This window comes from Protofrankia coriariae (assembly GCF_001017755.1).
Taxonomy (GTDB): domain Bacteria; phylum Actinomycetota; class Actinomycetes; order Frankiales; family Frankiaceae; genus Protofrankia; species Protofrankia coriariae.
In genome coordinates, this window is record NZ_JWIO01000013.1 from 24,658 (window position 1) to 41,360 (window position 16,703).

Here is a 16,703-nt window from a genome sequence, read left to right on the forward strand (position 1 = left end):
AAGCCGATCGCGGACTGGTTCGACTACTTCTGCGGATGGCAGCTCGTCGTCGAGCCGCGGGCCGGCTACGCGCGGCTGGTGAAGATCCGTTCGGAGCCGGACCCGTCGCGCCCGGCGCGCCGGCCGCGGTCGACGCGGGCCCCGTTCGACCGGAGCAGGTACGTGCTGTTCTGCGTGGTGGCCGCCGAGCTGATGGCCGGTCCGGTCACGACGATCGGGCTGCTGGCCGACCGGGCCGCCTCGGCCTGCGCGGCGGACGACGCCCTGCCGCCCTTCGACACCGCCAGCCGCGCCGGGCGGATGGCCTTCGTCGACGCGCTGAAGCTCCTGGAGTCCCTCGGCGTGGTCAGCGCGGTGGACGGCGTCACCGACACGTATGTGCAGTCCGAGGAGGCGAAGGTCCTCTACCGCGTCGACACCACCCGCCTGGTGCGGCTGCTCGCCGCGCCGGTCGCGCCGTCGCGGGTGGTCACCGCCGGCGCGTCCGTGGCGCCCGGCGTCGGTGACGCGCCCGCCACGCCCACTGCGGACGACACTCCCGACGATGCCGGGAAGGCCGGCGCGACCCCGCCCCCGGACCAGGAGCTGATCGACATCGACGTGCTCATCGCCGACATGCTCGTCGAGACCCGCTACGGGGACGCCGCGGCCGAGGCCCCGACGGTCTCCGACTCCCGGCGCAATCTCTGGCTGCGGCATTCGGTGATCCGGCGCCTGGTCGACGACCCGGTCGTCTATCGCTGGCAGCTCAGCGCGGCGCAGCTGGCGTATCTCGCCACGCCGACGGGCCGCACGATGGTCCGCCGGGCCGCGGAGCTGGCAGGCTTCGAGCTGGAGGAGCGAGCCGAGGGATATCTGTTCGTCGACCCCGACGGGATCGCGACCGACAGCCGCTTCCCTGACGACGCGAGCAGCGCAAAGATCGCTGGCCTGATGCTGCTCGACGTGCTGCGGGCCGCGCCGGCCGGGCTCACGATCGAACAGCTGGCCATCGAGGCGGGGCGGATACTCGCGGGGCTGCCGTCCTGGGCGAAGAGCTACCGTTCCGAGGAGGGCGCGCACCGGCTCGCGCGGGACGCGGTCACCGAGCTTCGGATGTTCGGGCTCGCCGCGCTGGACACGGGCCATACCGGTGCCTCCGCCGTCGTGCGGGCCCTGCCCGCCGCGGCACGCTACCGCGACCACCGCGAGGATCGGTCGCGCCTCACGGACGTGGCGTCATCCGCCGCGAAGGCCGCCACCGGGGATGTCACAGGGGACGCTGAGCGGGGCGCCGCGCGGGACGCTGAGCGGGACGTCGCGTCGGGCGGGCAGGCGTGAGCATGAGCGTGACCAGGCTGCCCGTTCGCCCGGCTCCGGCCGACGCCCAGGCCCGGGTGGCCCGCTGGCGGCCACAGCGCGCCGGGATCGTCAACGTCTGGCGCTACTACGACGAGACGTTCCACTTCCACCGCGGCCGGCTGCTGCTGCGCGGTCGTAACGGCACCGGCAAGTCCAAGGCGCTGGAGCTGCTGCTGCCGTACCTGCTCGACGCGAACCTGCAGGCCAGGCGGCTGTCGACGTTCGGCGGGCCGGAACGCACGATGCACTGGAACCTGATGGGGGACGGCGCGAGCGGCCAGACCCGCGTCGGCTACGTCTGGATCGAGTTCCGTTTCGGTGCTCTCCCCGAGACCGGCGAGACCGGCCCGACCGGCCAGCCGAGCCCGGTGCGGCCCGTCGGCGACGGTGACGGCGTCGGTGACGGCGGGCGCGAGGGCGGTGGGCCGGCCAGGCCCGACGACGGGACCGACGGGTCCGATGACGGGATCGACGGGTCCGATGAACGTTGGTTCACCTGCGGCGCGCGGCTGCAGGCGTCCGTGCACACGGCATCGGCGACAGCGAACTACTTCACGACCACCAGCCGGATCGGGCTGCCCGGTGGCCTGAGCGTGGTTGACGAGGCGAACGCCCCGCTGACGCGCAAACGGCTGGAGGCGGAGCTGGGTGACACGGGCCAGCTGTACCCCACCGCGGCCGACTACCGGGCGGCGATCCGCGCCGAGCTGTTCGGCGGCCTGAGCGAGCAGCGCTACAGCGGGCTGATCACCGCGATGCTGCAGCTGCGGACGCCCAAACTGTCGGAACGGCTCGACCCGTCGCTGCTGTCGACGCTGCTGTCCCGGGCGCTGCCGCCGCTCGGGGGAGCCGAGATCGCCGAGCTGGCCGAGGGATTCGAGCGCCTGGACCGACAGCGGGAGAGCCTGCGCCGGCTCGACGAGGAGGTCGAGGCCGCGCGGGTACTGGCCGACCGGCAGCGAGCCTATGCCAGCCGGGTGCTGCGCGCGGCCGCCGCCGACCTCATCTCCGCCACCAGCACCCTGGACGCGCTGACACGCACGGCCCGGGAAAGCCAGGAGGAGTACGACCGGGTCGTCGCTGAGCGCGAGGCGCTCGACGAGCGCATCACGGCCGCCGAAACCGACCGCGGGACGCTGCAGGCCCGGGTCGAGGGCCTGCAGGTCAGTGACGCCTACCGGGCCGGTGGGCGGCTCGACGAGCTGCGCGGCCAGGTCCGCGCGGCACAGCGACGCGCCGCCGACACCCGCGAGCAGGCCACCGGGGCGCAGGAGCGGGCGCGTGTCGACAAGGCCACCGCCACCCGGACGGCGACGGGCGCGGCCCGTGCCGAGGCCGAGCTCGCGTCCGCGCGGGAGACGGCCCGCCCCGCCGCCGACCGGGCGGGCATGACCGCGACCTACCAGCAGCTCGCTGCCGTCACCGAGCGCGCCGCCGGCGCCGGGGAGGACCGCGAGGACGCCGCCGCCTCGTGGAGTGCCGCGGCGACGCGGCCCCGGTCGTTGCTGCGCGCGGCGGTCGAGGCCCGAGGCCGTCAGATCGGCGCCGTACGCCGTGCGCTGGGTGAACACCGGTCCGCGGTCGACACGCGGACCACGGCGGAGCGGAACCTGGAGCGGGCCCGCCAGGAACTCACCGCCGCGACAGCGGCTCGGCGCGATGCCCGCGTGGCATACGAGGACGCGCGGGAGGCCCTCGGCGAGGCGCTGGCCCGCTGGGCCGCCAGCTGCGCGCAGCTGCGGTTCACCGACCCGGGGGCGCTGCGCGACGCGGCCGAGTCCGAACCCGACGTCCTGCGCCTCGTCGAGGAGACCGCCGGCCCGCTGCTCGAGGCGATCGCCGCCCGGTCGGCCGAGCTGGCCCGGGAGCACAGGGACCGCGACGCCGAACGGGACGCGCACACGGCGGAGCGGGACCGGCTGCTGATCCTCACCGAGCTGCCGCCGTCCGCCCCGCCGACCAGGACCGCCGACCGGGCCGGGCTGCCCGGCGCGCCGCTGTGGCGGCTGGTGTCTTTCCGCGACGGCGTCGCCCCGGCCGTCCAGGCGGGCATTGAGGCGGCGCTGGAAGCCGCCGGGCTGCTCGACGCCTGGGTGTTCCCGACGGGCGGGCTCACCGTCCCCGGGCACGACACGGTCATCGACGTCGACCGGATGGCCCCCGCGCCCGCGGGCGGGCTGGGCGCGGTGCTCACACCCGAGCCAGACGCGAAGGTGCCGGCCGAGCGGGTGCTGCGCCTGCTCGCCGGGATCGCCGTCGATACCACCGTGCCCGACGGCCACCCGGTCGCGGTCGGCGCCGACGGCACCTGGCGGCTGGCGGCGGCCCGGGGCAGCTGGTCGAAGCCGGAGCCCGCCCACATCGGGGCGCTGGCGCGTGACCGGGCTCGCCGACGCCGTGTCGACGAGCTGACCAGGCTGATCAGCCAGCTGGACGACGTTCTCGCCGGCATCGGCCGGGAACTCGGCGAACTCGGCGCCCGGCGGGAACGGATCGCGGCGGAGCGCCGCGCCCGGCCGAGTCACCGCGCGCTCGACACCGCGCGCGGCGCGCTGGAGGCTGCGGACGCGGCGGTGGCCGCCCGTGACGACGTGGTCAGCCACCGGCTGGAGGAGGTCCGGGAAGGCGAGGACGCGGTGCGCGCCGCGACCCGTGCCCTGACCGCGGCGGGCGCCGAGCACGGGCTGCCGACCGACACGGACGCGTTGGAGGCGGTGCAGGATGCCGCGACGGCCTTCCACCGGCTGGCGGACGGCTGGCTCGACTGCCACCAGCGGGCCACCGCCGCCCGAGACGCCGCGGTGGCCGCGGCGGGGGTGGCCACCAGATCCCAGGAGAGCGCGCTCGGGCTCGCCGCGACGGCGGGCGATGCGGCGGGGGAGACCCAGCGCCTGCGCGCGAAACTCGACGGGATCGAGGCCGCGATCGGGCCCGAGTACCGGCAGGTCCTCGACGAGATCGCCGGCGCCCGGCGCCGGCTGGAGGAACTGGCGAAACAGCGCGTGATGATGGAGCAGTCAGGGCGCGCGCTGGAGCGCCGCGTCGGCGAGCTGGACGAGCGGCGTGTCGTGGACGCGGACCGCCGCGAGGCCGCCGTCGCCGAACGTGACAGCCGGGCGAACCGGTTTCGGCACCTCGGGGCCGGCAGCCTCGCCGCGGACACGCGGCTCGACATCCCGCTCGCCGGGCTGGACGGGGTGCGCCCCACTCTGGAGGCCGCCCGCGCGGTCGCGGCCAGGCTCACGACCACCCCGTACGCCAGGCAGAACCTCAAGGAGGCCGAGACCCGGCTGACCGACGCCGTGCACCGCAGCCGGCAGGCACTCGCGGACCGGGCCGAGCTGGTCCTGGAGCCGGACGAGGACATCCAGATTCTCACGGCGGCCGTCGACGGGATCCGCGTCGGTGCCGCCCATCTGCACGACGCTGTCCGCGACGAGCGGGAGCGCTCCCGCGCCGAGATCACCGAAGGTGAACGGGAGTTGTTCGACCGGACACTCACCGGCAACACCCGCCGGCACGTCGCCGACCGGATCCGGCAGGCGAACGCCCTCGTCGCGGACATGAACAGCCGGCTGGAGAGGGTACGCACCGCATCCAGGACCGCCGTCCAGATCCAGTGGCGGGTCGACCCGGCCCTGCCCGCCGCGACCCGCGGCGCCCGCGACCTGCTCCTGCGGGACCCGAGCCAGCTCACCAAAGCCGACCATGAGGCGCTGCACGAGTTCCTGCGCGCCCGGGTCGACGACGCCCGTGACGACGACACCGCGACCGGCTGGGAGGAACAGCTCCTGCGGGTGTTTGACTACACGGCCTGGCACCAGTTCATCGTCCGCGTCGACCGCGGCAACGAGCGGGGCTGGCAGCCGTTGACCAAGAAGCTGCACGGCGCGCTGTCAGGCGGTGAGAAGGCGATCGCCCTGCACCTGCCGCTGTTCGCGGCGCTCGCCGCGCACTACCAGTCGGCGCCGACCGCCCCGCGCCTGATCCTGCTCGACGAGGTCTTCGTCGGCGTCGACACGACCAACCGCGGCCAGGTGTTCGAGCTGCTCGCCTCGCTCGACCTCGACCTGATGATCACATCTGACCACGAGTGGTGCATGTACCGCGAGCTCGACGGGATCGCGATCCACTCCCTTATCACCGGGGACGGCAGCGACGACGCCGTGACGACGGCCCGCTTCACCTGGGACGGCCTGCGCCTGACGGACGCGGACGGCCAGCCGCTGTGACCAGCCAGGCCGATGCGGCCCCAGGGACCAGCCAGGCCGATGCCGGTACAACCGATGGCAGGACGGGCGGGGCTCCCCGCGTGGCCGCCGGGCTGGAACGACCGGCTCTTGCCCCGCTGTGGCGGGCGCTGCACGCTCGCCTCTCGAGCGGACGACCCGTCACCTCCCTGCGCATCGGACCGCTCGACGACAACCAGCGGACCGCCCTCGCGGACCTGCTGGGGCTGGACCGGCTGCCGGGCAGCGTCACCACCGTCCACCTCGACCGCCTCGACACGCTCCTGCGCACGTCGTTCGGCCTCGACGCGCGCACCGTGGCCGAGGCGCTGCACGGCCCGTTCACCGACCGGGCGGCGTCCCGGGCCGCGGCGGCGCGCGCCCGGCGTGACCTGTGGGAATGGCTGTGCGCGCAGCCCGTCGTCGCCGCCGAACCCGCGCTGCTGGCCTGGGCCGCGGACGTCCGGCGGGCGGGCGTCGTCGACGGTTCGGTGGACGCGACGCGCGCGCTGCTCGACGCGGCGCTGCGCGTCCTGGCCAGGCTGCCGGCGGACGGCNGCGGACGGCCAGCCGCTGCCGGCCTTCGCGGACGCGGTCGTCGGGCGCACCCATGCCCTCGACGACGGGACGCGGCTGTCCACCCTGGTCCTGCGCGCGCTGGCCGCGATCTACGGTGTCGCGCCGCCGGCCGGCGCGGACGAGCGCCGCGCGCTCTGGGAACGCGCCGGGGTCGCCAGCGACGCGCTGTCCGCCCAGGTGCTCGTCGCGGGCCTGCGGCCGGTCGGTGACGACCCGCTGAGCCGCGCGCTGCGGCTGTGGGCCGAGGCCGGGCAGGCCAGCGTCGTCACGTTGGCCCAGGTCCGCGCCTGTCCGGGGCTGCGTGTCGTCGCGCGGCGGGTGTGGGTCGTCGAGAACCCCTCGCTGGTCACCATGGCGATCACGCGGTTCGGTGTCGCGTGCCCACCGCTGGTCTGCACAGCCGGCTGGCCCTCCAGCGCCGCGATCACGCTGCTGCGCCAGCTGGCCGCATCAGACGCGGACCTGCGCTATCACGGCGACTTCGACGGCGACGGCCTACGGATCGCCGCGCACGTCATGACGCGGACCGGTGCCAGGCCATGGCGGATGGCCGCCGCCGACTACCTCGCCGCGGTTGCGGCCATGCCATCTGAGGCCGTGCGGGCTGATGCCGTGCCGGCCGCAGCCGATCACCCGGCCGCCGCGGCTCCGGCGGGATCCACGGGCGTGGCCCGGCCGGGCCACGTCACCGACGCGCCCTGGGATCAGGACCTTGCGGCCGCCCTACGCGCCCGGGACATCGCGGTCCCGGAAGAACGGCTCGCGGACATCCTCCTCGCCGACCTCGCTGGTGACGTCCGTGCCGGTGATGGCCGGTCGCACCGATCACATGATCTTCATGGCGACTCGCGGGCGGGCGGACCGGTCGCCCTGGCCGAAGCGCCGGACTGATCCGAATTTACGATCTTGCCTAAGAGTCATCGGGGATGGTCTGGACGATCTGGCTCCAGAGTGTTCGACAACCCGTTGGTCTGGTCGTGCCGAGATCCTTTTGGAATCTTTGTCTACCGCAGCAGGCAGCCGTCACAATGGAACCACGCCGATCACTCCAGAAATACCCTACCGGGATGCCTGCGGCTGGCCGCCGTGAGATCACCCGTGCGGGATGTCGCGTTCGCGCTCTGGAAGAATGCGCATGAATCCGGTGCTGGGCCCGGGTTCCGAGGCACTCGTAGGGTGTCCCGAGCCAAGCTGACGTCCATGGAGATGCTGTGAGCGAGCAGGGCGACAACGCCGAATGGGACTTCACGTCGGTGGTACCCGCCGATGACCAAGCGCCCTCGACAATCGACACGACCGTGCCGCACTCGGCCCGGATCTGGAACTACTGGATGGGCGGCAAGGACAACTACCCGGCCGACCGGGAGGCCGGCGACGCCTACGTCGCCACTTTTCCCGGCATTGTCCCGCTGGCCAAGCAGTCCCGGCAGTTCCTCATCCGTGCTGTCAGCTACCTGGCCGGTGAGGCGGGTATCCGTCAGTTCCTCGACGTCGGCACCGGCCTGCCAACCCTGGAGAACACCCATCAGGTCGCCCAGCGCATCGCCCCGGAATCCCGCATCGTCTACGTCGACAACGACCCGCTCGTGCTGGCGCACGCCCGCGCCCTGCTGGTCAACACCACGCCGGAAGGTGTGACGACCTACGTCGACGCGGACTTCCACAATCCGGACCAGATCGTGTCCGACGCCAGGAACGTACTGAACTTCACCAGGCCGATCGCGGTCATGTTCATGGGTTCCCTCGGCCACGTCGCCGATGTCGACGAGGCGCTGTCGATCGTGAAGAGAGTGGTGGCCGCCGTTCCGTCCGGCAGCTACCTGGTGCTGTGGGACGGCACCGACACCAGCGAAGGATTCGACGAGGCCCAGCAGGGTTACGACGACACCGGCGCGGTTCCCTATGTCCTGCGCACCCCGCAACAGATCGCCCGTTTCTTCGAGGGTCTGGAACTCGTGGAGCCGGGCGTGGTGCCGATCTCGTCGTGGCGGCCGGACCCCAACAACCCCGGCGAACCGGTGGACGGACACGGCGCCGTAGCCCGAAAGCCGTAGGCGTCCGCCCCGCCTCTGGCAACAGGAGAACGGACAACCGGGGGACCGGAGCACGCGTCCACGCTGCCCGACCCCCCCTTTACCGACACCACCGGCGCCGGGGTGCGGTGACGAGAGCAATAGAGAAGGCCGAGGGCATGCGAGGCACTGCTATGGGGCAATGCCGCTTAACTAAGCGGCATTGCCCCATAGCAGTTAAGCGGCATTGCCCCATAGCAGCAAGGATGCCACATCGTGGGCCCGGCTGGTCACGGTGGGCGGCGCGTCCTGGATTCGCGTCCGGCGGCGGGGGTGACGGCCCGGCTGGCGGCGGGCGGCCCGCGGGGTGCTGGGGCGGGCTTTTCGGCTGGTCCCGGCGGAGCCTGCCGGTGGGGAGTAAGGCCGTTGGGATCCGGGAGATCGACGGATCGGGGGTGAGTACCGATACGCTCATCGTCGTGCTGAGAACGCTCGACCTGCGTGGAAGTCTGCCGTCACCGCCACAGGTACGCGGGCTGCTGCCCCGCGCCGCGCTGGACGTCGATGCCGCGCTGGAAGCGGTCCGCCCGGTCTGCGACGACGTGCGCGACCGGGGGGACGCCGCTGTCCTCGACGCGGGGGAGCGTTTCGACGGGGTGCGGCCGCCCTCGGTCCGGGTTGCCGCGGATGCGCTGGCCGCCGCGCTGGACGGCCTCGACCCGCGGGTACGGGACGCCCTTGAGGAGGCGATCCGGCGAACCAGGCTGGTGCACCGCGCCCAGCGCCGCGAACCGGTGACCATCGACGTGGCCCCGGGCACCAGGGTGACGGAGCGTTGGATCCCGGTGCAGCGGGTCGGCCTCTACGTGCCGGGCGGGCGGGTCGCCTACCCCAGCAGCGTGGTGATGAACGTCGTGCCGGCGCAGGAGGCCGGGGTCGGCTCCCTGGCGCTGGCGTCGCCGCCGCAGGCGGAGTTCGGCGGTCTGCCACATCCGGTGGTCCTCGCCGCCGCCGCGCTGCTGGGCGTGGAGGAGGTGTACGCCGCCGGCGGTGCCCAGGCGATCGCGATGTTCGCCCACGGGACGTCCAGCTGCCCGGCGGTGGACGTGGTGACCGGGCCGGGCAACATCTACGTGACCGCGGCGAAGCGGCTGCTGCGCGGCCTGGTCGGAGTGGACGCCGAGGCCGGACCGACCGAGGTCGCGATCCTCGCCGACGACACCGCGGACCCCGCCCACGTCGCGGCCGACCTGATCGCCCAGGCCGAGCACGACCCGATGGCCGCCTGCCTGCTGGTCACCCCGTCGACCGACCTGCTCGACGCGGTCGAGACCGAACTCGACAAGCAGGTCGCGGTGACCCGCCACCAGGAGCGGGTACGCACGGCACTGACCGGCCAGGGGGCGGCGGTGCTGGTCGACGACGTCGACGCGGGCCTGGCGGTGGTCGATGCCTGGGCCGCCGAACATCTGGAGATCCAGACCGCGGATGCCGCGGCCGTCGCCGGCCGGGTCCGCAATGCCGGGGCCGTGTTCGTGGGGGTATGGGCACCGGTGTCGCTGGGGGACTATCTCGCCGGCTCGAACCATGTCCTGCCGACGGGCGGTACCGCCCGGCACAGCGGTGGGCTTTCGGTGTCGGCGTTCCAACGGCAGGTTCACGTGGTGGAGTGCGACCGTGACGCTCTTGCCGAGGTGGCGCCCAGGATCGCCGCGCTCGGTGGCGCCGAGGATCTCATCGCCCACGTCGACGCGGTGGAGGTGCGGCTGCGATGACCACGACAGGATCGGGATCGGGACCGGCGAGCGGAGCCGGGCCGGTGACCGGCCCGGCGGCCGGCTCGGGGCCGGACGGCGCGGCCGGTGGCCGGCCCNGCGGCCGGTGGCCGGCCCACGCCCGCCGGCCGCGCCCGCCCGGTGCGCTCGCCCACGCTCGACGAGCTGCCGCTGCGGGACGACCTGCGCGGCATGGTGCCCTACGGCGCGCCGCAGCTCGACGTCCCGGTGCTGCTCAACACCAACGAGAACCCGCACCCGCCGTCCGTCGGGCTGGTGGACGCCCTGGGCAAGGCCGCCTCCCTCGCCGCCACCGAGGCCAACCGCTATCCGGACCGCCAGGCCGAGGCGCTGCGCGCCGACCTGGCCTACTACCTGACCCCGGACGCCGGTTTCGGCCTGCGCACCGACCAGGTGTGGGCGGCGAACGGCTCGAACGAGGTGCTCCAGCAGCTCTGCCAGGCCTTCGGCGGGCCGGGCCGGGTCGCGCTGGGGTACGAGCCGTCCTATTCGATGCACCGGCTGATCGCGGTGGCGACCGCGACCGGCTGGGCCGGTGAGCGCCGCGAGCCCGACTTCACCCTCGACCCGGACGCGGTCGCCGCGACGATCCACCGGTACCGGCCGTCCCTGGTCTTCCTGGCGTCGCCGAACAACCCCACCGGCACCGCGCTGCCGGTGGAGGTGGTGCTGGCCGCGTGCGCGGCGGTCGGTGAGACCGGCTCCGGCCTCGTGGTCGTGGACGAGGCGTACGCGGAGTTCCGCCGCGCCGGGGTCCCCAGCGCGCTGACCCTGCTGCCGTCCCAGCCGCGGCTGGTGGTCACCCGGACGATGAGCAAGGCGTTCGCGCTGGCCGGCGCCCGCATCGGCTACCTCGCCGCGCACCCGGCCGTGGTCGACGCGTTGCAGCTGGTGCGCCTGCCGTACCATCTGTCGACCTTCACGCAGGCGGTCGCGCGCACCGCGCTCGCGCACGCCGACGAGCTGCTCGCCACGGTCGAGGCGGTCAAGGCGCAGCGTGACCGGCTGGTGGCCGAGCTGACCGGGCTCGGCTGCGCGGTGGCGCCGAGCGACGCGAACTTCGTCCTGTTCGGCCGGTTCACCGACCAGCGGGCGGCGTGGCAGGGGCTGCTCGACGCGGGCGTGCTCGTCCGGGACGTCGGCCTGCCCGGTTGGCTGCGGGTCACCGCCGGTCTGCCGAACGAGGTCGACGCCTTCCTGACGGCGACCCGTACGCTGCTGACCGAGGGGACCGCGGCGCTGACGCCCTCCGCCGGCACGCTGGCGGGCCCGGCCTCCGCGGCCGCGACGTCCGGCGACACGAGGCCCACCGTCGAACTGCCCTACCTCGGGGAGGAGTGACCAGGGATGGGTCGCACAGCCCGCATCGAGCGCAAGACCCTGGAGTCGCACGTCGTCGTCGAACTGGATCTCGACGGGGCGGGTGTGTCGTCGTCGTTCACCGGGGTGCCGTTCTTCGACCACATGGTCAGCCAGCTCGGCAAGCACGGAGGTTTCGATCTCACCGTCCGCACCCGCGGTGACCTGCACGTCGACGCCCACCACACGGTCGAGGACACCGCGATCGCCTTCGGTGACGCGCTGCGCGAGGCGCTCGGCGACAAGAGCGGGATCCGGCGCTTCGGGGACGCCCTGGTGCCGCTGGACGAGGCGCTGGTGCAGGCCGCGGTGGATCTTTCCGGCCGCCCGTACTGCGTGGTCGTCGAACCGGAGCTGATCGAGCTCATCGGCACCTACGACACGACGCTGACCCGGCACGTCTTCGAGTCGATCGCCGCGTCGGCGCGGATCGCCCTGCACGTGCGGGTGCTGTCGGGCCGCAACGCCCACCATGTGGTCGAGGCCCAGTTCAAGGCGGTCGCACGGGCGCTGCGGGACGCGGTCGCGCTCGACGGGCGGGTGGCTGGCGTGCCGTCCACCAAGGGCGTGCTTTGACGGGGAGGGGCCCGCGGTGACCGGGCCGCGGGTGGTCGTCCTCGACTACGGGTCGGGGAACCTGCGCAGCGCGCAGCGGGCGCTCGCCCGGGTCGGCGCGGACGTGACCGTCACGGCCGACCTGGACGTCGCCCGGGCCGCGGATGCCCTGGTGGTCCCCGGGGTGGGCGCCTACGCGGCGTGCATGGCCGGGATCGACGCGGTCGGCGCGGCACCGGTCATCCACGAGCGGGTCGCCCAGGGACGTCCGGTGCTGGGGATCTGTGTGGGGATGCAGGTCCTCTACACCCTCGGGGACGAGCACGGCGTGCGCACCCGCGGGCTCGGCGTGCTCGCCGGGCAGGTCCGCCGGCTGGCCGCACCGGTCCTGCCGCACATGGGCTGGAACACCGTGGCACCACCGGCCGGGACGGTGCTCTTCGACGGCCTGCCCGCGGACACCCGCTTCTACTTCGTCCACTCGTACGCGGCCGAGCCCGCACCCGGCGACACCGTGGCCGAGCACGGCGAACCCTTTGCCGCGGCGGTGGAACGAGGCCCGCTGTACGCTACCCAGTTCCACCCGGAGAAGTCCGGGGACGCGGGTGCGCACCTGCTCACCAACTGGTTGCGCACCCTGCGCTGACCCGTGGCCCGCCGGCCCGCGACCCCTGGTGTCGGACGGCACCGGAGAAGCGGCGGAAACGGAGAAGCCGGGAGAAGCGGGGCCGCGAATCCGCGTTTCCCGCGCCTGGCAGTCCGTGATCGTGGGCCAGGGCGCGGATGTACCGCGTTCGCCGTGGCCCTGGTGGCACGCCGGTCCGGCCGGCAGCGTGCCATCGGCGCCGTGGGGACAGGAACCCACGGCTGACATGTATCTACCGGCATGTATCTACGGGCACTATGTCCAGAAGTACGTCAGTCGTGACGGATATTAATCATCCGGACCGCTCTGGGTTCGCCGCTCGTAACCGGTATCCGGACCTCGAGGATGCCGTTGTGGTAAGTGGCGGCGACCTCCTCCTTCTTCGCCCCTGGCGGCAGGGCGACCGAGCGGGTGAGTGAGCCGTAGCGGAACTCGGTGCGGTAGCGGCCGGTGGCCTTCTCCCTCCGCTCCTCCCGGCGCTCGGCGTGCAGCGACACCTCCCTTTCGGACACGGTGACCTCGACATCCCGGTCCGGGTCGATGCCGGGGAGCTCAGCGCGCACCACGTAGGCGCCGTCCTCGGCGTACTCCTCGACCCGCACGCTGTCCTCCCGCAGGCCCAGCCGCCGTGTGCCCCGCAGACGCCCCTCCTGTGACCACGGCCGGCCGGGTGACCGTTCCTGGCCGGTGTGCTCGCGTCGAATCAGTGCCGGACGGCTACTCCCTTTCACGGCTGCTCCTCATTCCTTGTCGCCTTGTCGATGATTCCTTGTTGTCGTTCCTTCTCGCCTTGTCGATTCCTGGTCGGGATCCGCGGAGCTGACCGGGATCCACCCACATCTCCAGCGTGCGCCCTGTCGCCGCGGTCCGCCTCCCGGCCCTCGGCGGACGTCCTCGTGTCCTGCCCGACGGCCCGCGGGCGGCGCGGGACAGAACGAGGGGAAGAAACGGACGCAGGGCATGATGAAACAACATGAAGTAAATACGGGATACGGGCGGGGAAAGCGGGCGGAGGTCGGAGGGAAGGTCGGGGAGCCCGGAGGGGAGCAAAGGGCGGAAAACGGCGGCCGGCGGCTCATCGGGTGGCGCGGCCGCGGCTCGTACCCGACGCTGGTGAAACCAGCCGCCGGGAGGTGCGCAGATGAGATACGTCGGGAGAGCGCTCGCCACGGCGGCGGGGGCGGCGACGGGCGTCGCCACCGGGCTGCTCGCGCGGTCGCGACGCATCCGCCGTGGGACCGACCTGGTCCGGGAGCGGGTCGGCCGTCGGCTCCGCTACCTGCGAGGACGGCTGCGAGGGCTCCGTTACCGGCTCGTTGGCGGCCGTCCCGACCCGGACGTCGCCGATGACATCCTCGCCGACCGGGTGCGTTCCCGGCTGGGCCCGGTCACGCGCAGGCTCGACGTCCCACGGGTACATGTGACCGTCCGCGACCATGTGGTCATCCTGCACGGCGATGTCGCCACCGCGGCCGACGTCACCGCCGTCGAGGATGCGATCTGGCGGACCTCCGGGGTCGAGGGGGTCGTGTCGATGTTGCACGAAGGGCTCGTCCGCGGGGACACCCGGCCATCCGAGGGCGAGCTGGTCCCGACCCGCTCCATCATGCTGCGGCGGTTGTTCGACGCCGCGGAGCGGGCGGGTTGCGAGCCGCGGACCGTCCAGCCGGCGGTGCGCGCCGTACTGGCGACGTTCTTCGAGCGGCTGCCGGCGGCCGAGCGACGGCACGTTGCCTCGCATCTGCCCGCGGACGTGCAGGTCCTGACCATGCCCCCGCGGCGGCGCGGCCGGGCTCTGGCGCACCTGCGCCATCTGGACGAGTTCATCGAGGCGGTGCTGCGGATCGACCACATCGACCGCGGGCGTGCCCGCGACATCACCGGCGCCGTTCTACACACGCTGCGTGACTTCGTCCCGGAGGAGGTCCAGGACGTCGCCGCCGTCCTTCCCGAAGAGCTCAGACGGACGTGGACGGACCCGACAGCGCCCGCCCCACCTGCCTGACCAGGGCCTTTCCGACCCGACCCGGCCCGTCGTCCGACCCGGCCCGAGCCGGCCCAGCCTGTCCCGGGCTACCAGCCTGGTCCGGGCGCTGCCGGCCTGGCCAGGTGTGCCCTGGTCAGGCCGGCAGCGCCCGGAGCGATGCTGGGCGGGGCCGGCCCCGCCGCGGGCCTACCGGTGCCTACCGGTGTTGCCGCCCGCCGTGCTGCCGCTGACCGCCGCCGTGGATCACCGCGACCGGGCAGGGGGAGTGATGGGTGCAACGCTGACTGGTCGAGCCCAGCAGCAGCTCGGCGAAGCCCTCGTGACCACGGGCACCGACGACGAGCAGCTGGGCGCCGGCGGCCTGCCGGATCAGGCTGGTCCCTGCGGCGCCGAGCATGAGCCCGGCGTCCACCGTGACGTCCGTACGATCGCCCAGCCCCTTTGCCAACGTGTCCTCGAGCAGGGCCTGGGCCGCCTTCTCCAGTCCTTCTCCCTCGAAGCCGGCGTAGTAGCCGGTGTACATCGCCGGCGCGGGCATCCAGACATGGAGGACACGCAGGGTCACTCCGCGCTGGGCCGCTGCCGCGGCCGCCCAGCGCAGCGCGTTGATCGAACCTTCCGAGCCGTCCACCCCGACAAGCACCGGACGCCTCTCCCGCGGCACGCCGGCCAGCCGGCCGTCACGCCGCTCGTACCCGCGGCCCTGCTCCGGAGCCCAGCGGACCACCACGACGGCACCGGCCGACATGTGCACGCAGGCGTCGCTGACGGAGCCCGTCACGAGGCGGCGCAGGCGTCCTGAGCCCCGCGCGCCGATCACGAGCATCCGCGCGTTGGTAGCCGCGTTGAGCAGGGCGTCGACCGGGTCGGCGCGCCCGGGCTGCTCGATGATCGTGACGGCTGGCGCGGTGGCGCGGATGCGCTCGACGGTTTCGTGCAGGAGCTTCTCGGCGGCAGCCTCGAGCTGGTCGGCGTTGTGTGACGGGACGTGGTTGGCCAGTACCCGTGGGCAGCGCTCGACCGACCAGGCGAGCACCACGCGCACGGTCGCGCCGCTGCGCTGTGCTTCGTCGACGGCCCAGCTCAGCGCCTTGTCGGCGTCCTCGGACAGGTCCGTCCCCACAACGATCTCTCGGATTTCTCGACTTTCCCGAGCGTCTCGGATCTCCCGGATCTCCTGCATGCCAGCCTCCTTCATGAGCGGATCGGTTCTCGTCCGCGTGGCCGGTGGCGGTCGGTGACCGTATACCCATCCGCGTCCCTGTTGATCCGCTTGTCCGCACGGGTCGTGCGCGGGGTTTTTCGCCTGTGCGGGGCCGTGCGCGGGGCCTTCCCCTGCGGGCGATCAGACGAGGAAGGGGCAGCGTCGGACGACGGCCTGCCGCTCCCACCAGCCTCCGAGGCCGCACACCCGGCCGGCGTGGGAGAAGGCGAGCAGGCCGAGGACCATCGCATAGACGAGGTGCTCGTCCATGAGCGGGTTGTTGGCGGGCGGGAGCACGGCCGTGTACATCAGGATGAGCATCAGGGCTCCCGCGCCGGCCGCCAGGCGCATGCCGATGCCGAGGATGAGAGCGATCCCGATCCCGGCAAGACCGATCATGAAGAGCCAGTCGGCCCAGGCCGCCCCGGCGATGCCGCGGTAGAAGCCCTCGAACGGCCCGGTGGCCGAGTTCGCCAGGAACCCCTGGGTCGGGCTGCCGCCGTTGATCCAGGCCCGGGCGGACGGGGTCTCGTGCCCGAGCCCGAACAGCTTGTCCAGGAAAGCCCACAGGAAGATCCATCCCAGGCTCAGCCGCAGCAGGACGAGCAGCGCGTTCGCTGCCGCCTGGCTGGCCGTCGGCACGGTCGGGCCGCGGCCGATCGTCAGCGGTGAGCGGGTCGCCCGAGCCCGGATCCCCGGCTCCGTCCCTCTCGTGGTTCCTGTCGTGGCCCCTGTCGCGCCCGCCTTTGCCGTTTCCGGTGTGGCTGTGGTGGGCCGCTCTGCCGAGCTGTCCGTGGATGCCTGGTATTCCCGGGATGTCGTGGGTGCCGTCCGATGTGCTGCCACCGTGTTCCTCCTCCGCGCTGGCCGTCTCCGCGCTGGCCGTGACGTTGACAGTGGCAGGGACAGGTGGGCACGGGAGAGTGCCGGGACGCCCGTGCCCCGGGGCGGTTGGTCCCGTCCGGCGCGGTGCCGGGGGATGACCTCCGGCCCGT

General features: G+C 73.3%; 12 protein-coding genes and 1 pseudogene. 10 read left to right on the plus strand and 3 right to left on the minus strand.

Translation table 11 applies throughout. From position 1 onward, the window contains the following. From FrCorBMG51_RS09655 to hisH, 9 genes and pseudogenes are all read left to right on the plus strand, one after another. Nucleotides 1-1,320 (plus strand): TIGR02678 family protein (locus FrCorBMG51_RS09655; protein WP_047222819.1); only part of this gene is annotated, 1,320 nt, incomplete at its 5' end. A gap of 2 nt (nucleotides 1,321-1,322) precedes the next feature. Next, a complete protein-coding gene (locus FrCorBMG51_RS09660; protein ID WP_047222749.1) occupies nucleotides 1,323-5,573 on the plus strand; it encodes a TIGR02680 family protein in 4,251 nt (1,416 codons plus the stop codon). Nucleotides 5,574-5,653: 80 nt separating this feature from the next. Then, a pseudogene (locus FrCorBMG51_RS32505) lies at nucleotides 5,654-6,049 on the plus strand (TIGR02679 domain-containing protein); the annotation flags it as partial. Then, nucleotides 5,958-7,040 (plus strand): TIGR02679 family protein, encoded by a 1,083-nt coding sequence (locus FrCorBMG51_RS09665; RefSeq protein WP_268760546.1) that lies wholly within the window; start codon nucleotides 5,958-5,960, stop codon nucleotides 7,038-7,040. The pseudogene FrCorBMG51_RS32505 and the gene FrCorBMG51_RS09665, both read left to right, overlap by 92 nt. A 362-nt stretch (nucleotides 7,041-7,402) precedes the next feature. Next, nucleotides 7,403-8,203, plus strand: coding sequence for an SAM-dependent methyltransferase (locus tag FrCorBMG51_RS09670; protein ID WP_047222788.1), 801 nt, complete (start codon nucleotides 7,403-7,405; stop codon nucleotides 8,201-8,203). 437 nt (nucleotides 8,204-8,640) lie between these two features. After that, complete coding sequence (gene hisD, locus FrCorBMG51_RS09675; RefSeq protein WP_200902399.1) at nucleotides 8,641-9,936, plus strand: histidinol dehydrogenase; 1,296 nt, start codon at nucleotides 8,641-8,643, stop codon at nucleotides 9,934-9,936. An 87-nt stretch (nucleotides 9,937-10,023) separates the two neighbouring features. Next, nucleotides 10,024-11,298: a histidinol-phosphate transaminase gene (locus FrCorBMG51_RS09680; protein WP_086055352.1), complete on the plus strand. Its 1,275-nt coding sequence runs from the start codon at nucleotides 10,024-10,026 to the stop codon at nucleotides 11,296-11,298. A 6-nt stretch (nucleotides 11,299-11,304) separates the two neighbouring features. Continuing rightward, complete coding sequence (hisB, locus tag FrCorBMG51_RS09685) at nucleotides 11,305-11,892, plus strand: imidazoleglycerol-phosphate dehydratase HisB (protein ID WP_013873786.1); 588 nt, start codon at nucleotides 11,305-11,307, stop codon at nucleotides 11,890-11,892. Nucleotides 11,893-11,908: 16 nt separating this feature from the next. Beyond that, complete coding sequence (gene hisH, locus FrCorBMG51_RS09690) at nucleotides 11,909-12,517, plus strand: imidazole glycerol phosphate synthase subunit HisH (RefSeq protein ID WP_013873785.1); 609 nt, start codon at nucleotides 11,909-11,911, stop codon at nucleotides 12,515-12,517. A 272-nt stretch (nucleotides 12,518-12,789) separates the two neighbouring features. On the opposite strand, the gene FrCorBMG51_RS09695 is transcribed toward hisH, so the two are convergent. Beyond that, nucleotides 12,790-13,248 carry an Hsp20/alpha crystallin family protein gene (locus FrCorBMG51_RS09695; protein WP_083731079.1) on the minus strand — a complete coding sequence of 153 codons (459 nt, stop codon included), beginning with the start codon at nucleotides 13,246-13,248 and terminating at the stop codon, nucleotides 12,790-12,792. Between the two features lie 410 nt (nucleotides 13,249-13,658). Between FrCorBMG51_RS09695 and FrCorBMG51_RS09700 the strand changes: the two genes are divergently transcribed. Beyond that, nucleotides 13,659-14,522 (plus strand): DUF2267 domain-containing protein, encoded by an 864-nt coding sequence (locus tag FrCorBMG51_RS09700; RefSeq protein ID WP_047222750.1) that lies wholly within the window; start codon nucleotides 13,659-13,661, stop codon nucleotides 14,520-14,522. Between the two features lie 178 nt (nucleotides 14,523-14,700). Here FrCorBMG51_RS09700 and FrCorBMG51_RS09705 read toward each other — a convergent pair whose 3' ends face one another. Next, complete coding sequence (locus FrCorBMG51_RS09705; RefSeq protein WP_047222751.1) at nucleotides 14,701-15,687, minus strand: universal stress protein; 987 nt, start codon at nucleotides 15,685-15,687, stop codon at nucleotides 14,701-14,703. A gap of 162 nt (nucleotides 15,688-15,849) precedes the next feature. Then, nucleotides 15,850-16,554, minus strand: a complete 705-nt coding sequence (locus FrCorBMG51_RS09710) for a DoxX family membrane protein (protein ID WP_235433460.1) — start codon at nucleotides 16,552-16,554, stop codon at nucleotides 15,850-15,852. Nucleotides 16,555-16,703: the final 149 nt, after the last annotated feature.